Origin of the sequence: Ruegeria atlantica (assembly GCF_001458195.1) — a bacterium.
Lineage (GTDB): Bacteria > Pseudomonadota > Alphaproteobacteria > Rhodobacterales > Rhodobacteraceae > Ruegeria > Ruegeria atlantica.
Window position 1 is genome coordinate 116,242 of sequence record NZ_CYPU01000049.1, and the last position, 22,063, is coordinate 138,304.

Here is a 22,063-nt window from a genome sequence, read left to right on the forward strand (position 1 = left end):
TTTCCCGAAAATTAGTAAACATTGACCATAAAAGATCACCTTTCGCGTGTACAACTTTCGGTATGAAAAATCCAACGATACTCGATGTCGCAAAACCGCTGGCTCTCCTGGCTGCATGCCCCACCTATAAACCAAGTCCGTTGGAGACACGCAGTCTCCAAGACAGACCTATCCTGATCAAGGATGAAACCAACAGGATGGGATTGGGCGCTTTCAAAGCGCTCGGAGGCGTTTACGCTGTTGCCAAGCTGATAGAAGCGCGCGTCGGCCGCCCTTTGGAAGCAAACGCCTATTTGGATGATTCCATAAAAACCATCGCACGCACGATGACTTTTGTCTGTGCCAGTGCAGGTAATCATGGCATGGCCGTGGCGGCCGGAGCGCGGCTGTTTGGCGCAAAGGCCCGCATTCACCTTTCTGAGACAGTGCCAGAGGATTTTGCAATTCGCCTGCGGGACAAAGGCGCGGAAGTTGTCCGATCGGGTGACGATTACGAGGCGAGCGTTGCGGCAGCCATAGCCGACGCCGAGGCGTCCGGCGCAATCCACCTCGCCGATGGATCTTGGCCTGGCTATACGGAACCTCCGAAGTTGGTAATGGAAGGCTATACCGTAATCGCCGAAGAAATGCGGACAGGGTTGCAAAGCTCCGGAAATTGGCCAAGCCACGTTTACTTGCAGGCAGGCGTTGGTGGGCTGGCTGCGGGGATCGCTTACATGATCCGGTCCACCTGGGCGGTTCAGCCAAAGATCATAGTGGTCGAACCTGATGCGGCCCCTTGCCTTGCCGAAAGCGCCCGGGCAGGACAGATCGTAACGGTTGAGGGCCCGGTGTCCAATATGGGGCGCTTGGATTGCAAAACGCCTTCTATGTTGGCTTTCGAAATTCTGGAACGGTGCGCCGACGACTGGGTAACGGTCACTGACCTGCAGGCCTTGGACGCTGTAAAACATGCGCGCGATCTGGGCTTTTCCACCACGCCATCTGGCGCAGCGGGGCTTGCAGCCTTGTTGATGGACGAGGCTAAATTGCCGTTGATCGTGCTATCCGAAGGAGACGTTCCCGATGCTTGATCTCGTTGCGTTTCGCCGTGATCTGCATGCCCACCCTGAAACAGGCTTCGACCTTGATCGGACCTCGGATCTGATCGCGACCGAGTTGGAACGCGCGGGGCTTGAGGTCACCCGGGGTGTAGGCCGCACGGGTATTGTGGCCACCCTGCGCCGTGGTCCGGACGAAACCGCAATCGGTTTTCGAGCCGACATGGACGCGCTGCCGATACACGAGGCCACCAACTCGCCGTACCGCTCGGGAACGGAAGGCAAGTTTCATGGATGTGGCCATGATGGCCACAGCACCATGCTGCTGGGTGCCGCGCTGGAGCTTTCGGCGGACCCGTCTTTTGACCGCACCATTCACTTCATCTTTCAGCCGGACGAAGAGAACGGAAACGGGGCTGCCGCGATGATCGCGGACGGATTGTTCGAACGTTTCCCGATGGCCGCGATCTTCGGCCTTCACAACATGCCCGGAATGGAGCTTGGTCGCTTTGCCACGCAAAGGGGCTCATTCTGCGCGTTCGAGGATAATTTTGAGATACGCGTTCAGGGTCAGGGCGGGCACGCGTCGATGCCGGAAAAAGGCGTTGATCCGATTGTGACAGGTGCCGCAATTGTGCAGCAGTTGCAATCGATCGTCTCTCGCTCGGTTCCGGCGAGCGAGCATGCAGTGGTTTCCGTTACGGAGTTCCTGACAGACGGCGCGCGCAACATTCTGCCTAGCAACGTAACTCTACGGGGGGATTGCCGGGGCTTTTCCAGAGATGTGTCCGAGAATATCGAGCGAAGAATGCGCGCCATAGTCGCCGGTGTATGTGCAGCACAAGGCGCTGAGGCGGAGGTTGATTACTCAACTTCCTTCCGGCCATTGGTGAACGATGCCAGAGCCACAGACATGATCGCGGGTGCCGCTCGTGATGTTGGTAGCGTTGATGCGGATTACGGTCGGGTAGGATTCTCTGAGGATTTTGCAGAGTTTCTTGCTCACCGCCCCGGGGCCTTCATCTTGATGGGCAACGGAGTGGAGGGGAACAATTCAATGCCGCTTCATAACCCATCGTATGATTTCAACGACGAGGCGATCAGACATGGGATCGCGTTCTGGACCAGCACTGCGCAGCGGGAATTTTGATGGCAATTGATGCCTGAATAAGCCTTAACGGCGGGCAGTTTATCCTCCCCGCAGTTCCCGATCGAACCTTCCACCGATTTCATGCGGCCAGTGTTTTTTTTGCTGGGCCACTTCGTTGGGTGACCACCGCTAGGGCCGCATCGAGACCCAGATACATTGCGGGAAGCCGTAGGCGCAAAGCCTCATGATCACGAACTTCGCCCCGGCAGATCGCGGCAAGTCTGTTTCGTACCGCCGTCTGCGCCATGTGAACCAAAACCACTGGGCGGGTGCTTTTGTCTTATGCCGACGGCAGTTCCCAAAGGTTAATAGATGGTTAACATATCTCGGTACTTGATTGCGCGGCGATCTTCTTGTTTTACTGAAAATCAAATCAACCCATGCCCAAACGCGGTGTGAATATACAGTGACATTCGGTACCAAAACTCTGAATCTACAGAACTTTATGACGATGCGGGCAATGGAGTAGCAAGATGGATCAAGACGACGGATCATCACGCAATGAGTTTGGGAACCCCGGCTCGATTGACGATATGGTGGCGATGTATCTGGAGGCGCTTGAGGGTGTTCTGGGCTCGCTGCGGGACTACAGCGAAAAGGGTGCACGGGTCGAACCCGACGTGATGTTTCTGCTTGCGCAGGCACAAGCGCGTTGGCTTAGCTCGGCTTTGCGGTACTGGCGGCAAATCGCGACCATCGTCTCGACCCAAGGGACGGACGCGATCGAAGCAACCATACCCAACACGGATGGCCCGTCGCTGGAAGCCAGACAACTGATCGTGTTGGACAAGGCCCGTGCCGTGTTGCGCGAAATATCGGATCTGTCGCTGAGTGAGGCAAAACTGTTGCAACGTGATCTAATGGAAATCGAGGCCGAGCTTCGCAAGTCAGTCGGCCCCGTGGGTAATGACCGGGAAGGCCCCCATCGCTATGCAAAATCCAAACCATGAATAACGAAGGTGCCCGCGCCGATTGGGTGATACCGGAACTGGGATTTGAGTCTGAGACCGAACGGTTGCGCACTGCCATCGGCGCGTGGGTTGAATCCACACCCGAAGAGATGCGGCCGCAGTTGGAAGAACAGTTTCTGGCCGGCTCAAAGTACTTTCGCCCGTTGACCATATTTGCCTGCCAGACGGCTGTGGGCAGCGAAGAGATCACGGATGAGACCATCCAGTCGGCCGTAACGCTTGAACTGTTTCACAACATGACGCTGGTTGTGGACGACATTTTGGACCAGTCGGACGAGCGGCGTGGCAAACCGACCATGCACACGGCTTTTGGGCAACTTGCGGCGCTGATGACGTCTGGGTTCATGGTTGCGGAAGGCTATCGGATGATGGCGACCGAGCCGCAGGTGGTCGGGTTGTTGTCCGAGTTGATGTCCCGACTTGGCGCGGCTGAGATCGCGCAGTGGGACAGCCGCACGATGCCGCGGGGGGTCGAGGATTGGCGCAAGCTGGCGCAGGAAGACACCGGTTCGATGTTTGAGGTGGCTGCTTGTCTCGGCGACCGTAGCGAGGGTTTGCGCCATTTCGGAGGTCTGTTGGGCACCTTGTATCACGCCTGCGATGACGTGTCCGACGTGCGTGGAACCGAAGCCCTGGGTGGCGGCGGTGAAGAGGATATCCGCGACGGAATTCTAACCCTGCCGGCCGCGATAGCTGTACGCGAACCTGCAATTGCCGAAATGTTCCGCGATCCGAACCCGGGCAATTACGACGCGCTGGCCGAGGCCTTTCGCGCCGCTTTGCCAGAAGCCGAGGCAGAGTTGGACCGGATCGCTGCAAGCGCGATAGCTGAGGCAAATCGATTTGCCCGGAACCCCAAAAAGCTGATCACACTTGTGGATCGCACGCGGGCTTTAGGCGAAGCCCGCTGATCACAAATAGGCCTGTGCCGCTGTCAGATATTGGTTGTCGAGCCCTTCTTCGAACTGCGCCACCAGCGGTTCGATAAGCGCGCGTTGCGCGTCTTTCGCGGGCTGCAAAGATGCCAACCCCAAAGCTGCGCGCAGTTGCCATGCCAACGCGGAACGGCTTTCGGCAGCGTCAAATGCAGCGCGATAATGCCGCTCTGCGTCACTGGTATCGCCACGTTTCTGCGCCAGTTCCCCTTTGACCAGACTCAGGTCAAGTAGGTGGTTCAGTTCGCCGCCAACTTGCAGTGGTTGGTCAAGATCGTCCAGAACACGGGCGGCGTCCTCGATCCGATCCTGCGCCAGCAGCAGGCGCGCGTGATTGGCTTCAAAGCAGACGCGGTGGTAATGGACACCGGCATTCTTACAGGCAGCAACGGCGGTGGCCGTGATCTTTTCGGCCTCTTCCAGTTGACCGAGTTTTGCCATGGCCCGGGCGCGCCAGAATGATGCCCAGACACCCAGGAACCTATAGCCATATTCTCCGGCAACTGCGCTGCATTCTTCGGTCAGGTCCATGACCTGTTCCCAGTCACCATTCCAGTCGTGAATGCGGATCACACCGTTCGAAAGGGCATATACAAGCGAGTAGGGGTCTGGCAGCGACCGGGTGTAATTCAGGATGTCATTACCAGCCTTCACCGCCTGATCCGGGCGGCCCAGAGACCAAAGCGCCGCTGCCCGGAAACATTCTGAGATCACTTTGGGTTCTGCGGCCGACAGGCGTGGCCCGGGCTGGTCCCAAATGCCTTCTTCATAAAGCTGCAGTACCCGTTCGCCATAACGCACCGACTCGGCGTAGTCGCCACGGTTGAAATGCGACCATGCCTGCATCGAGGCGGAATAGACTTCATAACGGGTGTTGCCGCTGCGCGTCGCCTCGTCAGCAAGCGCCGCAAAGGTATCATGCCCTGAGCTTACGTCGCCACGCATGGTTTCGAAGGCCCCGATCCCGTATAGAACCGCGACGCGCAGGTCTGGATCGTCAACATCCAAAAATAGCTCGCGGGCGCGCTCAAATGCGGTCTGCGCCTGTGGCGAGGCGTAGCTGGTCGCCGCAAAATGCACCACGCCAATGGTCGACTGCAGTTGCAGCTCCAGCTTTGCGCGATCCGTCAGGTCATCGACCTCTCCAACATATTCCAAACCATTGCTGAGTTGAGCGAGCGCTTCTTTCATCGAAGCCCGGCCCCACGCGGATTTACCTGCCGTCAGCCAATAGGGGACTGACCGGTCACCAAGTCCGGCGGCAACAAAGTGGTTTGCCACCTGTTCCGGACCGGACTTGCAACGTTCAGGGAATTTTTCTTCCAGCGTTTCGGCAATCTTTCCATGTAATTGCTGCCGCCGCCGCCGCAATATAGATCGATACGCAGCCTCCTGAATCAAGGCATGGCGGAACATCAGGCTTTGGCCGGTTTGGTCCGGGTATGCGAGGTCTGCGTCACCCAGTTGCGAAAGCGAATCCGAGAGCTCGGGCAGCGGAGTTCCGGTCACCTGAGACAGCAGGTCGACATCGAATTCCCGGCCGATCACAGCGCCGATCTGGGCGTATTCGCGGGCAGCCCCCAGCTTGTCGAGACGCGCCATCAAACTGTCTTGCAGGGTTTCAGGCACCAAATCCGCACTGTTTCTGAATTCCATCGCAGAGCGGGTCAGCTCTTCGGCAAATAGCGGCACGCCGTCCGATCGTTCCAGCAGTTGCTGGCGCTGTTCAGGAGAAAACGTATCCGACCCTGTCATGCTGTCCAAAAGCTCTTCGACTTCTGCGGGTTTGAGGCGCGCCAGTTCGCAGGTGATCAGGTGATCTGCCTGCCAGTCATGGGTGAATTCCGGCCTGCAGGTCACAAGCAACAAGATCTGATGATCGGCGAGTTTGGCGGCGAATTTGGTCAGCAAATCCAGCGATGTGGGGTCGATCCAGTGCAGGTCTTCGAAATGCACCATAAGAGGTGCCCGCTTAGCCTGCACGATGACCTGTTCGATTAGCATGTCGATCGTACGGGTTTTTTGCAGTTCGGGCGACAGGTTCAGCGGTGGATACCTGTCACAGGGCAGAGAAAACAACGACGCCATTAGGGCGCGCGCTTCGTTCAGATTATCTTCGGCGACTACCAGTTTTTCCAGCTTGTCTAACCTGGCGTTACTATCATCCTCTTCAGTGAACCCAAGCAAGGTCTCGATCTGACGGCGGATGGGATACAGGGCCGTGTTCTCGAAGTAGTGCGCGGATTGCAGGTGAAGGACGGTGGCGCCTTCGCCCTTGGCCTGATCAACCACCTCATATGTTAGGCGGCTTTTGCCAATGCCGGCCTCACCAGAGACAAGGCAGACACGCCCCTTGCCTGACTTGGCATCCTCCCAGGCTGACATCAAGTGCGTCCGCTCGGGCATGCGACCGACCAGTGGTGTAAGTTGCCGCCGTGCCGAGTTGACGGTGAACCGGTCCTGACGCTGTGCCGTGGATATTACACGCCAAGCTACCTGACCGGGGTCAAACCCCTTCAGGTGGATGTTCTCTAGCGCTTCATAGACGAACATATCCCCTAACAGCGAGTGCGTCTTGTTGCCGATTACGATCTGCCCTGGCTTTGCCAACCCCTGTAGTCGGGCGGCAAGATTTGGCGTATCCCCAGCCACGGCAGAGGTTGAGTTCACTCCGATCTGGTCGAGATCACCGGCCACAACCAAGCCACTTGCAATGCCGATGCGGGCCTGCAGGCGGTCACCTGCTGCAGTATCCAGCCCGGCGACGGCCTCGACAATCTCCAAAGCCGCGCGGCATGCGCGTTCAGCCGCGTCCTCCTGGGCGACCGGATAGCCAAAATAGACCACAACGCCATCACCAAGGTATTGGGCCACGTGCCCCCTGGCATCTTTGACCAACTGCGAAACAGTATCCTGATACAACGCCATAAGATCGCGATAGTCTTCGGGATCAAGCCGCGCCGACAGGGCGGTCGAGCCAACCAGATCACAAAACATGATTGTAAGGTGCCGCCGTTCGGCGCTTTCCTCACCCGTCATAGCTCCGCTGGGTCTGGGCTGTGCCGCGTCCGGCTTCATCGCCGCGATCGCCTTGCTGATCTTGAGCCGATGACCCAACACCGTGACACCCATTTCTCTGAGATGGTCACCGGTCACATCTTCAAGAATGTCCAGGTCGATACCGTTCTCATCAAATAGTGTGGTGTATTGTGGCAGGCCAATTTCGTTCAGCCATGCCGCAATTGATTTAGTAGTCATCAGTCGTCTCTTATTCGTGCGAGGTATTCTTGGTTACTTTTTACGGGGCTTGCCGTCTTCTGTATAGTTCCAGAACATTGGACCCAGGCCCAAAGTCTTTTCGTTCCACTTACTTGCAGGCAGCCAATCCGTAAACAGCGAACCAAGATTCTCGGGGTTCGGTGTGAATTTTGACTTCGGAAACTTGAAGTCTTTCGGTGGCCATAGCTTATTGATCCCCAGCGCTTTGTCCGCAAGCGTCCAGGCTTTGGCACTGGCGGCATAAGGTGCCCAGGCGATCTTGAGCGTCTGAAACATCTGACTGGGATAGAAATCGGGTGTGATTACTTCGACTGGTTTACCCGCATCGCCTTTGTCCGGTTCTCTTTGCGCGGCCTGACGGACGCCTTCTGCTGCGATCAGCCCTGTTGCACAAGCTCCTTCGACGGTCGAAACATCTGCGAAATTTCTGACGTAAGTCCCGGCAAGAAACAGGTTCTCGAACTTGGTGTTGACCTCGGGGCGATGTTCCCAGCTGCCGGTTAGATTGGCAAAAAGCTCTTCGCCCGTATTTGTGTCGACAGAGGTCTGGAACAGATCGATATCGGCCTCGGTTATCTCTAACTTGGCAGTGATTTCTCGCAGAATATAGTCGATTGCGGTTTTGGGGCTTTTGAGATCCAGAATGAGGTTCTGGTTTTCGTCTCGGCGTTCGGGTTTTACAGACAACAGCGATTTGAAATCCGATACCGTCACATAAAGGAATGTGTTTTTGAGGCCCCATGTCGCCGAGTAGTTTAGGAACGTCATCTCATAGGGCGTATCCATGAAAACCACCACTTCCGTAGGGATGCCGGGTAGTTTCCGCTTGAGATAAAGCTCCACCGACGCCATCGGCTCGGCTTCCAGATATCGCAACTGGCCCAGGTCAGGGTCGGCATTGTACAAATCATCGGTCACCATCGATGCCATCCCACCAGGTGTAATGCTGATGATTACGTTCTCATCGCTTACATCGTCGACGATGTCTTTCTTTGCGACCTTCCAATCGGGATTAACCGATGGCGACTTGGTCACCTTGTCGAACACCAGCCGCTCGATCCGAGTTCCATCCTCACTGGGATGAACTTCGCGAAGTCGGTGACGGTACTTGAGTTCGAACCGGTCACCAAACTGCTTGAGCTTGGCATGGAAAGGATCAATCAGGGTGTCCTTCTTGGACCCATCAAACAGCCAGAGCTGCGGAACCGGAACGCGGTTGCCGTACTTCAGGAATGTTTTGTAGCTGCGCGCTGAGGCTTGCCAGCTGTCGATGGCCCAGACGGTCTGCCAGATCTTCTCATGAAGTTGGGCGACCTCATCGGTGCAATAGGGCCGTCCACGCAACCAGCCGTTGAACGACATTCGGTCAAGCTTGTCATCTTCACTGTCCGGGATCGAAAGCAGATCGACCATCGAATACATGAACAGGAAGAGTTCAGCAGGCGGCGCCGCGCCGCCGGTGAGATTGCGATAGAAATCCTGAATGCCGCCCGGGTTCACCATTTCCGGCATGTTGTCGAGATCACCGTCATAGAGGAACTTGAAGGCTTCACGCGGTGTAAAGTTGTCTTCGATCCCCAAATCTTCTGCGACCGACCAGAAGTTGTAATACCAATTGCACAGCATGTGATAGCTGTGCTCGCGCGGATAATCACCGTGGTCGTGCTCCTTATGGGATCGCAACATTCCACCAATGAAATTGTCCTGCTCATACAGTGTGACGTGGTATCCCCGCTCCAACAAACGAAGCGCCGCGGTGAGCCCAGCAATCCCGGCCCCGACGATAGTTACCTTATGCATGCTCATTCCCCCGGTTTTCTGCGTCACAAGCCTGCAATCCCAGACCGGCGCCGTCAAAACATATCTAAGGTTACGCTGCTTGGGGCAACAAAGGAAACTGTTTCAGAGTGTTGCAGGGAAATGAACTGTGCCGAATCACTCATTCCTAGATTAAGGGGCCTTGGTTCGCGTTCCGTGGTGCACCCTTTGTTTTGGCTGCGCTCGTGAAATCGCAAAAGTGACCGCCAGCCGGGGCGCTGGCTCGAAATCCGCACATTGAGCCGTTAAGGCCCAATCGAATACCTTTTTATTAAAACAAGAAGAACTGTCTGTGCTGAGTGTGAAGTTTCGAGGACCAGAATTTGTTGCCCCAAGCCAACAAGATTGCGACACTTCGTTTCAGTCCGTGTAATCTGAACTGCTGGATGCCAGAAAGACGGCCGATTTCGCAGTTTGCTTGTGGTTATCGAAACAAATACTCTGACGACGGACAAAGTCGAGCGGTTCTACGGTGTTCAACCTTACGAAATAGCCACGTGCGCATGATAAGCCGAGAACCCACGAATTAGACATCACCTACATTACAGAGAGGAGAGAAAGCTATAGCATTAGCTTGGCTAGTGTTTGCAGTCCCAGCGGATACCTACAGGGAGGACTTTGGTCACTAAACGCAGCATCCTTGCTTTTTAAGGGGAATTTGGTAGCGGAGGAGACTACGCAACCACCCTAACGTGCCATAATCACACATGCATTTAGGTCATATATGTAAAGCCATATACCTAACCTGACAAAACCTGTAGTTACGGACGGTAACGTTAAATCAGGGCACAATCAGGACACAGCATGGCACTTTCCGACAGTCAGATTCGAACAGCAAAACCACGCACCAAACGATATCGTCTGTCCGATGGTGGCGGTTTGGTGATGGATGTAACACCCGCCGGATCGAAGGTGTGGCGGTATCGCCTGCAGACGGACGGGAAAGACCGCACCGTCACGTTGGGGCAGTGGCCCGCCATGAGCCTGCTGGACGCCAGACAGGCCGCATTGGACCTCAAACGACAGGGTGCGGACCCTGCACTGGCACAAGCCCGTCAACGGGCCGCACAGGCCGTCACGTTCCAGAGTGTGACCGAGGCTTACATGGCCCGAGAACAGCCACATTGGGCACCCGGCCACTACAAGCGATTTAGAAACAGGATGACCGGCGACGTGTGGCCCATATTGGGCGGCATGCATCCGCGTGACATCCAGCCTGTCGACGCCATACGCGCGGTCCAGCCCATATCCAACCGAGGCGCGCAGGATACGGCTGTGCGGGTGCTGGGGATGATAGGGCAGGTGCTGCGCTATGCTGTGGCCCGAGGACAGGCCGACCGGGACGTGACAGCCGATCTGAGGGGTGGAATGGACCGACCACCGCCCGTGCGTCACATGGCAGCCGTTACGGACCGTGCGGGTGTTGGTGAGCTGTTACGTGACCTGTGGGCGTGGCCGGGCGGGTCATACGGCAAGACCATCCACCAGCTTTGTGCCTACACGTTCCAGCGGCCCGGTGAAATATGCGCCATGCGGTGGGCCGACATCGATCTGGATGCAGCACTGTGGACCTATCGTGTCGGCAAAGTCGACATCGATCACGCCGTGCCCCTGAGCTACCAGGTGGTTGATATTTTGCGCGCCATGGACACGCATGCCCTGCCTTTCGTGTTCTACAGCCGAACCGCATCAGCAGGCCACACCAGCACGGTCATCAGCAGCAAGATAGCGGACAAGCTCGGTTGGCGCGGTCGACACACGGCGCATGGATGGCGCGCAACGGCCCGCACGCGGATTGCGGAGGATCTTGGCACCGACCCGAGAATCATCGAACAGCAGCTGAGCCACACTGTTCCAGAGGCGCACGGACGGGCCTATAACCGAACGCTTCACCTGTCTGAACGACGCCAGATGATGCAGGATTATGCCGACCTGCTGGACGGTTTACGCAACGTAATTCCTGACAAGGTGACGTAGCGTCATCAACAGGTTGCGCGGACATATGTCACAATACGTATATGACTGCTCATATAGATAATACGTAACGTTATCAAAGACTTGCAAGACTAGATCGGAGTTGTCAGGTTATACTCAGTTAGTCAACGGAGTAACGACATGACACCTGATAAGACATACACCCAATGGGACTGGACACAGCCCGCAACGGTCCGCGTGGCCCTAAAAGCCCACCAGCTTGACGTCAACACACCGGCGCTCGCAAAGCACCGCCGGAACAATACCGGCCCGGCATTCCAACAACTGTCGCCAGAGCTGGTGTTGTACTGGATGGACGGTCGCACCCGTGCCGAGCAACTGGCGTATTTTGCGTCGCTGGAGTCTGCTGCGTGACACACCTGCCACGCAACGGACCGTGCGTGAGTATCGGGACAACTCGGTCCATGAGGATGACAATATGAAACGCGACCGAGAAGACGAACTGCTGGAAGCGCAAGGTGACGTTCATTACAGAGCGACCCGTTTTGAACAGTACGGTGGCTGGCACAACGAACAATTGCTCAAACGGGCGGTAAAGCGTCTTGAAGAGCTGGAAGCTGCCTAAGCATACCGTCAGAGCGTAATTCCGGCCACTCCAAGCCATGGCAACGGTTGCTGCGACGCAAAACCCCCGGCCTTTTTACGGGCCGGGGGAACAACAACACCCAACCCCATACAAAGGACAGACGGTGCCATGGCAAAAGATAACCCACCCACAGTTACAAATGCAACCGTTTGGGAGCAGGCCGGATATGAGCACAATTGGCTGACGTTTGTTGTGTTCAGTCAGGGTGCCGATAATCCCAAGCTCGGCAAGTTCCCGACCAAGCCGAACGCGGTAAGATACCCACATAGCAAAGAGGACGCCGCCAGATACACCTATTCCGAGGTGCAGCGGTTTCTGTCCGTGCCGCGATCTGGCGACATGGTGACCTGCTACGACGACCCAATAGTTAGCATCACCTACGGATACCTGCCGCGACCGGATAGTTTGCTGACATTTGCTGACTTGGACGGTTGCCGGGATCCGGTAACGGGTGTCATCGACCAATGGGCACAAGACATCATATCGCTGGAAGAGACCTATGTTGAGGTGTCCGCATCGGGCACGGGCCTGCGTATCGTCATGACCCGCGAGCCGGGCGATGCTGAACAATCACATGTGGAGGCCAACGGGTGCGGGTTCTTCGCAAACAGCAGGATTGCAGCCGCTCTGACGTTCAATGCTCTGGATGGGCACAACGTGCAGCCGACAGCCGCTCCGTCCATCAAACAGGCCGTATTGGCTCGACGTGGGCACATAGCACCCGGGACGGAACGCCAGTCCTACGAGGGTGACGATGACGTGCCTGTCGAGCTGGTAAAGGCGATGCTTGAGATGCTGCCGAATGACGCGCCACCGTCAGGCAAGAGTAAGCACCGTGGACTGAGCTATGACGATTGGCGCGACGTGGGCTTTGCGGTCTGTCACAGCCTTGGGCACGAGGAAGGTGGACCGCTGTTTGAGGCGTGGAGCAGCAAGAGTAAAAAGTTCAGCGCCAAAGAGCACGCCCGAGAATGGAAAGGGTTAAAGCCCGATGGACGTCTCACGTTCGGTAAACTCTGCTACCTGGTACGTAATGCCCATGGCGGGATTTACCCGCCGCACGTAGCGGCCATGATGCACAGCCGCACCCTGCAGCAGCGCCACGCCCCTCTGCTGCCCGATGCCGCCGCGTCCCTGAGTGCGGCGCTCACTGTTGTTGCACCCGTGCCTGCGGTGCCCGGCGTGTCACACCCCATGCCGACGGGTGTGACTGTGGACCAGTGGGGCGATACGCAGCCTGTGGACTTGATGCGGCCCGTTTTGGCACCGAGACTGCCCGAGCAATGCGTTCCGCCCGTCCTGCGCCCGCTCATGTCCGACGACGGGCCGTCAATGGGCGTTCCTCCCGAAATTATATTCTGCGCCTGTATCGGTAGCGTTGTGGCGGCGATGGACGACCGTATGGAGATCATTCCGCATGCAGGATCTGTTTGGCGGGAAAGCCCGCGTCTGTGGTTGGCTATGATTGGGGATGCCTCGGTCAAGAAAACGCCCGGCCTGAATCTCGGCATGAAGCCCGCGAAACGAATTGACCGGGACAATGCCGAAACCGATGGTCAAAGCATCGCAAGATGGCAGGTCGAGCTGAAGCGGTACAACACCGCGCTCAAGAGATATACCGACGGCAAAGATGGTGCCGAACAACCCGAAGGCTTTGCTCCACAACACCCAAATACGGATCGGTTGCTGGTTGGGGATGCTACGGTCGAAAAGCTGGGCGACATCCTGCAACACAATCCACGTGGCGTTACCATGCTGCGTGACGAGTTGTCTGGCTGGTTCGCCAGTGTGGAAGGTCGAGGCGGTGCCGCTACATCACGGGCCGCTTTTCTGTCGCTGTATAACGGCGGTTCTTATCCGGTCGACCGCATCGGTCGCGGTACTCTGATAATCGATTCATGGTCCGCATCGATCATAGGCGGTATCCAGCCAAGCGCGCTGGCCGTAGCGATGAAGTATTCGCCCGATGACGGTTTGCTGCAACGGTTCTATCCAATTTTTGCCAGCCGTGCCCCCAGAGCCACGAACACACCCACAAACCCCAACAACATGCACATGTTCGACGCGGTGGTCCGCAAGGTCCACAACAGCCGCAACGGGACCGTAGAGCTGTCACCAGAGGCTGTGGCAATACTTGATGAGTGTTGGGGCACTGTGCACAGCCTTGTGGCGGGTGGTGGGCTGTCAGGGCGTCTCACCAGTCATTTGTCCAAATGGGAAGGTGGCCTGTTCCGCTGGGCGCTCGTGATGCACGCAATCGAAGCGGCAAGCTATGAGCACGAACCGACCGCATATCCCGTAACGGCACAGACGGCGCGTATCGTGGCAGACCTGCACACGAGTTACTTTCTGCCGAGCGTGTTCGCCTTGTATGACGACATCCTCGGTGACGGTGGTGATGTTGAACACGTCCGGTGGATTGCTGGTTACATCCTGAGCACCCAATGCGAGACATTGGCGCTGCGTGACCTGCAACGGAACTATCGGGCGTGGCGTGCTATGGACGACACCACAAAGCTGCGTTTGATGCGCTATATGGAAGATAGTAATTGGGTATCTCCCACTGACGCAAATTTTCTGTCACGCAACTGGAACGTTAATCCAGCTGTTCACACGTTGTTCGTTGACGATGCCAAGCGCGAGAAAGAACGTAGAGCTGAGATCGTTGCCAAGATTAGGAGTTGAGAGGTTTGTCGACAATGTCGCTCATGCGCGCGCGTATCGTGTGTCGTAATAATAAGAAGAAGAGGTTAAAAAATTTGTCTTTTCGTACGCGAGCGACATTGTCGACAAATCCACCAAGGGTCAACGTGTGAACAACCAACGCAACTCTGTGGAGATGTACCGTTAACACCAACGAAACTATCACGGCACATATCAATCTATGGAGGGACATACATTCAACCAAGCAGCACGCGACAGTACAGGTACGGGTATGGTCACACCCGTCACGCTCGGACCGCAACGGAACGCAACACACGAGACAGTACGGATACGAGAGACCAGCACCCCACCGCCCATACCGCCCCCATCGCTACGCATTGCCACGTGTTGGCTGCGCTGTGTGCTGCGTGTGGTGACGGCTGGTTGGGTGGGTACCAGCTAAGGCGGGGGGATAGTATGAAACTTTTCCGTTGGGGAACGTCACCGCGATGGGGAGGCTTCTTGTAGAGAAAAGACAAAAAATGACCCTAAAATAACCTGAGACTATGGGTTTTGAGCATACCCACAATCTAAGGCTATTGCTCTGAGCGTGCCGCTTTTATAAGATCGTTGGCATCGCGTGCCTGCCCCAGCGTGTCCTTGGTGGTTCCTGATGAAAATTTACGATTTTAGCGAAACGCTCACACGTGACATCCAGATAACGCAAACCAAAGCGTTTATTTTCAAAGCCCGGCAGATGATTGCAAAGCATGCGGGCCACCCGACCACGTACGAAACCACCGGCGATGAGGACCATCGAATAATTTGTCACGGCGTGTGCCTGCAATTGCCGCTGGATTGCCGCTCCAGCAAACACGTGTTCGAACTTTGGAAGGTTGAGTATGACCAAAGAAGCTGAAGCACTGGGCCTGTTACGCAAAGAACTGGAGCGACGCTGACTTGCCAGAGATACCGACAACCGTTGATGGCTGGGTCGACTTCCTGACCAAACCACCATCCTGATACCGACAGGCGCGTCTCGACTTCTTGAACGACGCGGATTTGGACGATCGGAACGCCTGTCTGGAGGCACGTCAGCAGGCCGCAACAAACGGCTTTGACCCCATACCGCTGACCTGTGCCGCTGTGGCCAGTCACTTGAAAGCCGACGACCTGCGATCCGCGTTTGGATGGATTGGGGCCGTCACAGAGGCCGCGATTGATCCGGTCGCGGCCTGTCCTGCGGTTAAGGGCAGACTGACCGTCACTCAGTTCGCCTGAACGCTCGACACCGGATCACACACCACGACCTGGCGATGCATCGCTGAAGAGAATCTATACTGACAGGACCATCAGTGAAGCGCTTGTGTGCGCCGCCCGAGTTTCGACCGGCACTAATCACCAACGGGCCGTGAGGAAAGCGCCAAACCCTTGCTCTTCGCCGTTTGAGTTCCATGTGTACCCGTAGTTTGCTGCAATCTGCACGTTATCGGCCACTTGGGCAGCGAGGCCGAGTCCCAGCGTCACTGCTTGCTTGCCGCGGTTTTGGCCGAATTGGTCAAAGCTACCAAAAATAGGACTCGAAACTGTAACTTCGTTTTCATCATCGGATGCGGCGATCCAGTCATAGTGATAGCGAGCAAAGCCTGTTGCTGCCATTCGAGTGCTACCCGACTGAAATTCATGAGTGGCGTTCAGGCCAACGGATGTGATGAACGCTTCGGCATCGGCATCATTGATCGTATAGTTAAAGTCGCCGCCGCCGGTTTCGGTGACTTCATCCTGGTCAACATAGGCATAGACGGCATCAAACAGTGGCGTCAACGTTAGCCCGTTCGCCAGTTTGTACTGAGTATTTGCACGCACTCCGGCGAAAACACCTTGGCTGTCAAAGCTGGCCTCTGCCTCTCCACCCGTAAAGCCACCTACATCATCATTATCACGCGAGGTATCATTGTCGGTGTACGAGTAACCAATGACGCCACTGAAGGTCCAACCGTTGTTTGCAAAGTAGCTGCCATAAGCGCCTATGTGGTAGGTGTCACCATCGAAATCCTGATCGATCACATCGTGTTCGTCCATTTCGATATTACCGAATCCGGCATACAAGCCTGCCGTCACAGGGCCATCCTCGTATATATCGCCACCAAACAAGAAGGCACTAAGGTCATAGTCAAAATTTCCCAATCCATTGTCACCATCGACCTGACCAGTGACGTAAACAGCGTCAAACCACAGACGAGAGGAATTTGTGTCTTGGATCGTTAACGGTGCAGACAAACCTTGGCTTACTTCCGGACCCTGACCAAACCCGGGAACGGTACCACCCCAACTGTTGGCGCGCTCGCCGCTGGCACGGTCCAATATGAGTTTTGATACGAGGTCCAGTTGCTCCAAGCCAACGGTGAGATAGGAGGAGTACGCCTCACCGTGAACTGAGTTGAGTTGTGCAAGTTGGTTGTTGTTCAGATTGGTAATGGTTGAACCAAGCACCGCTCCGGAAGTCAGAGCCGTGTTTGGGTTTTGCTGTGCAGCAGTACCAATAGCGGTCGTGAAACTTGCATGGTTAGGAGATCCGGTTTGACCCAGCGCTTTGTTTCCGAGTTGCGTTGGGTTCAGTTGCTGAAACCCAATGTCAATCTGACCCGATGTTGTTGGCGTGCCGACAATGAATGGTGATACGATTGCCGGTAGATTTCCACCTTCGACTAGGGTTGGCGCGTTGCCGTCGATCGAAGCCGCTGTAACAACTGTATAGTTGTTGCCCGCCACGTAATCCTGCGCGGACAGTCCCGTTTGAACTGGCTGCACCTCGATTGTCATCGCATCGGTCCCAGTAAGGCCTCCTGAAACAGCCAAAAGGTCGGCGTTTTGGGCGGCGTTCGGGTCGACCTCTGCGCGCAAAGTACCACCACTGGTGAAATCAGCATCCCCGGTGATGTTCAATGTACCGATGGAGTTGCCGGGCGCGACCGTCCCACCGTTAACTGTAAGGTTTCGGGTGGTGCCTGTCCCCGCCAAGGTTGCTGCTGATTGAACTGACGTGAATGAGGGGGTCAGTGTGCCGTTGACAACGGTGGTTCCGTCTTCCAAAGATAACGATCCGGAGAAAGTGGAATTGCCGTTCAGTTCAAGTGTTCCGGGTCCCTGCTTGACCACATTTCCTGGATTGCTGCCGTCTGCCGCATCCGAGATTGCCCCGGAATACTCGATGCGGCTACCTGCGCCCATGGTGTTGAACGTCAGATTGCCTCCGAAGTCGCCCGCTGGCACGTTTCCGGTGCTGGTATCAACCGGCGCGTCAACTGCCTGCAGGTCTTGGGACAGATTAAGAATCCCGTTTCCGTTGACAACGAAAGTATTGATACCCGTGAACTGTGTAACAGCCGGATCAATTGTCACCGGTCCGTCGATCGCAAATTCAACTGTCGCCTGTTGCGGCAGTGTTTTCTGAGATGTGGTGCAAGGCGCGGCACTGCCGCCAGGGCCGCAAACACTATCGAAAAACGCTTGATCGGCCGGATCATTCGGATCCAGCCCCACATCAGCCGGCGTGGAGGGCCGCGACGTTGTAGCGGTCACCCGCACCTCGCCCTCAACAACAGATCCGGGCCGCCAGATCAGTTTGAAATCATCCGTAGATGTGCCTCCGTCGATCGCAAAACCCGTTGCGGTCGACCCAAGGATCTGTCCGGCATTGTCGATGGTACCGGCGCTAAGTGTTCCATCTATCGCGCTGGCAACGTTGCGGCCATCAATGACGCCCGTGGCCGCATTATTAACCGTGCCCCCCCCGGCACCTAGTGTTATCGCGGACCCGAGGACACCGCCCGGCACCGTGGCGTTAATAGTGCCGCTGTTTTCGACAGTCGCGCCACCGAATAAATTAACCGCAGTGCCCGTGTTTTGTGTGCCTGTCACGTCAAGCGAGATAATCCCTTCATTGGTAAGAACTCCCCCATCCATTTGGATCGCCTCGACCAGGGTCTTGCCCGTTGAAGTGGTCGTCCCCACAGTCGTTTGACGCAGGATCCGACCTGTATTTATCAGTCTACCGTCGTCGCCCAGCTTGATCGTGGAATCGCCCTGCCGCCCAATCGACACGATTTCTCCCGCATTCCTCACGAGGATGTTCGACGCTCTATTTCCGGGCGTCTGCCCCTGAATGGCCTCCGCAAATGCGGTGATCGTTCCGCCATTCGCAATTATGACGTTGTTACCAACCGCAACGATCCCTTGATTTTTGTCCCCAGTTGCTTCGATCGTCGCTCCTGGCGATAGTGACACGGCACCCGCATTGCCATCCGAGCCAACAAAGATCGGGGCGAGCTGCTTTTCTCCCAGACCAGGCCCGACACCCGTGGCTGGGATCGGCGGGGGGGCCGTCAGCGTGGCACCGGATCGCAGGATCACGCCAAAACCGATCGTTTTACCGCTGCCGTCGCGCCCGTCGAAGGACGCTGTGGTCGCGCTCCCGCTGGCGCAATCCACAACGCCGCCTACCGGAACGGTGATAACACCGTTGCCGGCATCGGTACTGCTCGGGGTCACGGTGCAGGCCGCATCCGCCTTCGGCGTCGCAGCGAGTGCCAGCAACATCGCCCCTGCGCACACAGAACTCTTGAGGATGACTTTGCCACGCCGATCGGAGAAAAAATGATAGTGTAACATTCTGTCCTCACTCGTTCATTGTTGGTGCCGCCATCTCATCAGACACATTCATGAAATCCAACATCTTTTTTGCGGCTAACCCCAAGAAGGCTGAGGATTGGTGCCCCAAGACCAAATCGAACCAATCTCTGTATGCCGCCAAATGCAAGGACATACCCAGTACAAAGCTGACGTCACTCAGACAGAGCGGTCTTTTGGTTTAGTTTGAAATTGTGGCGTGAGTAAAGGTGTCGTTTGCGGTTGACATGGCTATAGACGGAAGGACGAACGGCGGAGAATGTTGTACAAACATCGCATTTGCCCAAATTGGAACGTGGCACGTTCTCGTCGCCGAAACGGCAGGTGAGAATTCTCTGCCCGGTAGTTAATTCAACGGCCTATTGCCCGTATCGGTGCGTTGCTGATGACTTTCATCTTTGCGCCATAGGAACCCAACTTGTTCGTTACGATTACTTGGAGGCGTCGAGCCGTAATGGCGGGCCACACAGTCCTCGACAACGCGGCACGAATGAAAAAACCAACCGTCTCTTGTGTCAGGAATTTCCAAAAGGCATGGATTTGTTGGTACTTAGTCAGGAAAAGCTGGGTGTCGTCGCGCGACGATTCAACGAGCGACCGCAGAATACGCAGGGATAAGAAGCACCACCAGAACGAATTATGTGTTTGTTGCGTCGATTTAATGAAACCACCGCCCTAAGCATTCAATCGTACGGTCCATCGTTCAAGCTCACTTTAGGTTCGGCCAGTTAACTTCGACCAGGGTCGGACCGGATGGTTCAACAGTTGCCGCAGTTGCGTATTCAGACAGCGTCAGTTGATGCCAATCCCAATGTCAAATGTAACAGGTTGCGTACCAGCGTTTACGACTTCAACCACATGCTCGCCAGACTGCCATAGCTGGCCTTGATACGGTGTATCAGAAGAAATCAAATCTAACAGAAGAGAGCCGTCTGGATTGAAAATCTTGTAATCCAGTGCACCTCCGTGCGATCCAACATCTACGTTAAGAAACTGACCATCGTTTGCGCCGAGGATGTAGCGCACCGAAGCACCCGGTTGAAGCGTGGCGCTCATGGCGGTTCCGCTCTCACCTGCATTGAACTTTACGACCTGATCCCCAGAAACTGTTGGCGCAGATGCGCCGTCCATAGCTCCAGCGCCATCATCCGCCATATCGGTACTTTCACCTACACGCCGCAGATCAGCAACTTCGGGTCCAGACCAAACGATGCACTCGTATTCAACACCACTTCCATCGCGAAGCCGGACCATAATTGCGGCTTCGCTGAATTCTTGGTCGAGCACTTCACCCCCTACGTTTCCGAAGCGGGATACCAACTCGTCAATACAAGCGTTTGCCTCGTCAGAAATATCTGAAAACGCAGGCGCGGGAAAAATAGCAAGTGCCCATAAGTACTTCTTTAGCATCACATATATCCTACTGGTCAATAAAGGCGCTGTGACAGCGCATTAATAAGGTTGGGTGCCAAATCAGCGGAGCCAAAATTCATCCGAATTCTTTAAGAAGCACGTGTTGTTCTTAAACTCCGCGATGCGGAGGGGCACAATTGCTACGAACATACTAAGGCTTAAAGCGCCCCTTCATTGCTGAGAGACTCAATACCCGCCGTTGTGCCATCGCTGTATGCTATGCAATTCCATGGCGCTTGCTCTGGACCTACGCCAACTCGAACCTGTGTTCCGGCTTCGCTGAACGCAGAAGAAAGAACAGCGACTTGCGTGTTGTTGGTAGCGGCAGCCACGTCGCGCAAGCAGGCTTGTTGTGCCGGTGTAACTTCGGTGGAAACGCTTGTACCGCCGGTATCATCGCACGCAGAAAGTGCGAGAACACTTGCTCCGAACAAAGTAAACACGCCGAATTTAGTCATATAAATCTTCCTTCTTTAGCTCTGCAAATCTCAGGATATAGGTAGGCGAAGTTGAAATATCTTATTCGAACATGTCAATGAATACATTGCGAAAGCGTTGGGCATGTATCGATCACGCCGGTCGGTCTACTTACGAGTGACAGCTTTGTCCGCATCCCTGCGATCGCCATGTTTTTTGCCACTGCCTGTTCTGTGTGAAAGCAGCCGTTGAAACTGGGACCAAATCATAAACCCAGAGCCTAGGGTCAGGACGCATTGATTTTCGCGGCGCGGCGTGATTCACGGCTCCAAAAACGGAGCGATGACCAGAGCGACCTTTATAGGCTTACCGACGAGCAGATGGCCAAGATCGCCCCTTTTATCCCGAAGCCGCACGGCAAGCCTCGGGTCGATGATAGGCGCGTCTTGAGTGGGATTATTTTCATCAATCGTAAAGAGTTGCGCTGGCGAGATGCCCCCAAAGAATACGGACCACACAAGACGCTCTACAGCCGGTGAAAGCGTTGGAGCGAGAAAGGCATCTTCGAATGGATTATGGCAGGCCTGGCCGCCGAGCACGGTGAAGAGAGGACAGTCATGATTGACGCCACTTACCTGAAGGCCCATCGCACGGCGTCTAGTTTGGGCGTGAAAAGGGGGGCGTGGCCGCCTGATTGGTAGAACCAAGGGCGGCATGAATACCAAACTGCATGCCATCTGTGACAGCAAAGGGCGCGGATACTTAGTTGAACCTAGGGTGTATTTTGCTCAGAAGGCGTTCCAAGACATTAACCCTTTGTTTGTTGGTAACCCCGACGAAGATCAATACGGCGCAATGCTAAGGGTCGAAAAACGAAAACTACATCGTTGGGAATGGCTTCGTTCCATTTGCAGAGCTGGAGTATAATCGAGTGAACAACGGAATTGACGCCTTTAGCTACAACAAAACACTGTTCAACGTCGGCTTCACAAATGCTTTGTGATGCGGCTTCAATCCCAAGGTACAACCTCGACGCTCGCTCTCTTGATGCCGGATGCGCCATCGCGGTACAGCCCGATGACCAATCTTGTCTCAACTAGCCCAATTATCGATACTGTCGGCTCAAG

At 55.6% G+C, this 22,063-nt stretch carries 15 protein-coding genes and 1 pseudogene; 11 read left to right on the plus strand and 5 right to left on the minus strand.

The window, feature by feature from the left end; genetic code table 11:
* Positions 1–62 precede the first annotated feature (62 nt).
* From RUA4292_RS15510 to RUA4292_RS15525, 4 genes are all read left to right on the plus strand, one after another.
* Complete coding sequence (locus RUA4292_RS15510; RefSeq protein WP_058278422.1) at positions 63–1,073, plus strand: pyridoxal-phosphate dependent enzyme; 1,011 nt, start codon at positions 63–65, stop codon at positions 1,071–1,073.
* Positions 1,066–2,190 carry a M20 aminoacylase family protein gene (locus RUA4292_RS15515; protein ID WP_058278423.1) on the plus strand — a complete coding sequence of 375 codons (1,125 nt, stop codon included), beginning with the start codon at positions 1,066–1,068 and terminating at the stop codon, positions 2,188–2,190. The genes RUA4292_RS15510 and RUA4292_RS15515 overlap by 8 nt, the downstream gene beginning before the upstream one ends.
* A gap of 473 nt (positions 2,191–2,663) precedes the next feature.
* A complete protein-coding gene (locus tag RUA4292_RS15520; protein ID WP_058278424.1) occupies positions 2,664–3,140 on the plus strand; it encodes a hypothetical protein in 477 nt (158 codons plus the stop codon).
* A complete protein-coding gene (locus RUA4292_RS15525) occupies positions 3,137–4,072 on the plus strand; it encodes a polyprenyl synthetase family protein (protein WP_058278425.1) in 936 nt (311 codons plus the stop codon). Before RUA4292_RS15520 ends, RUA4292_RS15525 begins: the two co-directional genes overlap by 4 nt.
* On the opposite strand, the gene RUA4292_RS15530 is transcribed toward RUA4292_RS15525, so the two are convergent.
* Both RUA4292_RS15530 and RUA4292_RS15535 read right to left on the minus strand, forming a co-directional pair.
* Complete coding sequence (locus tag RUA4292_RS15530; RefSeq protein ID WP_058278426.1) at positions 4,073–7,354, minus strand: adenylate/guanylate cyclase domain-containing protein; 3,282 nt, start codon at positions 7,352–7,354, stop codon at positions 4,073–4,075.
* Between the two features lie 33 nt (positions 7,355–7,387).
* Positions 7,388–9,175, minus strand: a complete 1,788-nt coding sequence (locus RUA4292_RS15535) for an FAD-dependent oxidoreductase (RefSeq protein ID WP_158507041.1) — start codon at positions 9,173–9,175, stop codon at positions 7,388–7,390.
* A gap of 822 nt (positions 9,176–9,997) precedes the next feature.
* On the opposite strand from RUA4292_RS15535, the gene RUA4292_RS15540 reads away from it, so the two are divergent.
* The 6 genes from RUA4292_RS15540 (at position 9,998) to RUA4292_RS15555 (ending at position 15,698) form a co-directional block, all read left to right on the plus strand.
* On the plus strand, positions 9,998–11,170 hold the full coding sequence (locus tag RUA4292_RS15540; RefSeq protein ID WP_058278428.1) for a tyrosine-type recombinase/integrase: 1,173 nt from the start codon (positions 9,998–10,000) through the stop codon (positions 11,168–11,170).
* 138 nt (positions 11,171–11,308) lie between these two features.
* Positions 11,309–11,542 carry a hypothetical protein gene (locus tag RUA4292_RS24535; protein WP_145974975.1) on the plus strand — a complete coding sequence of 78 codons (234 nt, stop codon included), beginning with the start codon at positions 11,309–11,311 and terminating at the stop codon, positions 11,540–11,542.
* A gap of 64 nt (positions 11,543–11,606) precedes the next feature.
* Positions 11,607–11,753 carry a hypothetical protein gene (locus RUA4292_RS24820; protein WP_158507042.1) on the plus strand — a complete coding sequence of 49 codons (147 nt, stop codon included), beginning with the start codon at positions 11,607–11,609 and terminating at the stop codon, positions 11,751–11,753.
* Between the two features lie 129 nt (positions 11,754–11,882).
* Complete coding sequence (locus RUA4292_RS15545) at positions 11,883–14,459, plus strand: DUF3987 domain-containing protein (RefSeq protein ID WP_058278429.1); 2,577 nt, start codon at positions 11,883–11,885, stop codon at positions 14,457–14,459.
* A gap of 631 nt (positions 14,460–15,090) precedes the next feature.
* Positions 15,091–15,336, plus strand: coding sequence for a hypothetical protein (locus RUA4292_RS25335; RefSeq protein WP_058278430.1), 246 nt, complete (start codon positions 15,091–15,093; stop codon positions 15,334–15,336).
* Positions 15,337–15,464: 128 nt separating this feature from the next.
* A complete protein-coding gene (locus tag RUA4292_RS15555; protein WP_058278431.1) occupies positions 15,465–15,698 on the plus strand; it encodes a hypothetical protein in 234 nt (77 codons plus the stop codon).
* Between the two features lie 117 nt (positions 15,699–15,815).
* On the opposite strand, the gene RUA4292_RS15560 is transcribed toward RUA4292_RS15555, so the two are convergent.
* From RUA4292_RS15560 to RUA4292_RS15570, 3 genes are all read right to left on the minus strand, one after another.
* Positions 15,816–19,088: an autotransporter outer membrane beta-barrel domain-containing protein gene (locus RUA4292_RS15560; RefSeq protein ID WP_082637143.1), complete on the minus strand. Its 3,273-nt coding sequence runs from the start codon at positions 19,086–19,088 to the stop codon at positions 15,816–15,818.
* Between the two features lie 810 nt (positions 19,089–19,898).
* Positions 19,899–20,516, minus strand: a complete 618-nt coding sequence (locus tag RUA4292_RS15565) for a hypothetical protein (RefSeq protein ID WP_058278433.1) — start codon at positions 20,514–20,516, stop codon at positions 19,899–19,901.
* Between the two features lie 161 nt (positions 20,517–20,677).
* Complete coding sequence (locus RUA4292_RS15570) at positions 20,678–20,977, minus strand: hypothetical protein (protein WP_058278434.1); 300 nt, start codon at positions 20,975–20,977, stop codon at positions 20,678–20,680.
* A gap of 339 nt (positions 20,978–21,316) precedes the next feature.
* Between RUA4292_RS15570 and RUA4292_RS24120 the strand changes: the two are divergent.
* Positions 21,317–21,692, plus strand: a pseudogene (locus RUA4292_RS24120) (IS5 family transposase); the annotation flags it as partial.
* Positions 21,693–22,063: the final 371 nt, after the last annotated feature.

Excerpts from the sequence above, each read along its gene's own strand:
- RUA4292_RS15560 (WP_082637143.1), bottom strand. The coding sequence starts at position 19,088 with ATGTTACACTATCATTTTTTCTCCGATCGGCGTGGCAAAGTCATCCTC.
- RUA4292_RS15515 (WP_058278423.1), top strand. The coding sequence starts at position 1,066 with ATGCTTGATCTCGTTGCGTTTCGCCGTGATCTGCATGCCCACCCTGAA.
- RUA4292_RS15520 (WP_058278424.1), top strand. The coding sequence starts at position 2,664 with ATGGATCAAGACGACGGATCATCACGCAATGAGTTTGGGAACCCCGGC.
- RUA4292_RS15570 (WP_058278434.1), bottom strand. The coding sequence starts at position 20,977 with ATGACTAAATTCGGCGTGTTTACTTTGTTCGGAGCAAGTGTTCTCGCA.
- RUA4292_RS15525 (WP_058278425.1), top strand. The coding sequence starts at position 3,137 with ATGAATAACGAAGGTGCCCGCGCCGATTGGGTGATACCGGAACTGGGA.
- RUA4292_RS24535 (WP_145974975.1), top strand. The coding sequence starts at position 11,309 with ATGACACCTGATAAGACATACACCCAATGGGACTGGACACAGCCCGCA.
- RUA4292_RS24820 (WP_158507042.1), top strand. The coding sequence starts at position 11,607 with ATGAAACGCGACCGAGAAGACGAACTGCTGGAAGCGCAAGGTGACGTT.
- RUA4292_RS15535 (WP_158507041.1), bottom strand. The coding sequence starts at position 9,175 with ATGCATAAGGTAACTATCGTCGGGGCCGGGATTGCTGGGCTCACCGCG.
- RUA4292_RS15530 (WP_058278426.1), bottom strand. The coding sequence starts at position 7,354 with ATGACTACTAAATCAATTGCGGCATGGCTGAACGAAATTGGCCTGCCA.
- RUA4292_RS15510 (WP_058278422.1), top strand. The coding sequence starts at position 63 with ATGAAAAATCCAACGATACTCGATGTCGCAAAACCGCTGGCTCTCCTG.
- RUA4292_RS15545 (WP_058278429.1), top strand. The coding sequence starts at position 11,883 with ATGGCAAAAGATAACCCACCCACAGTTACAAATGCAACCGTTTGGGAG.
- RUA4292_RS15565 (WP_058278433.1), bottom strand. The coding sequence starts at position 20,516 with ATGCTAAAGAAGTACTTATGGGCACTTGCTATTTTTCCCGCGCCTGCG.
- RUA4292_RS15540 (WP_058278428.1), top strand. The coding sequence starts at position 9,998 with ATGGCACTTTCCGACAGTCAGATTCGAACAGCAAAACCACGCACCAAA.
- RUA4292_RS25335 (WP_058278430.1), top strand. The coding sequence starts at position 15,091 with ATGAAAATTTACGATTTTAGCGAAACGCTCACACGTGACATCCAGATA.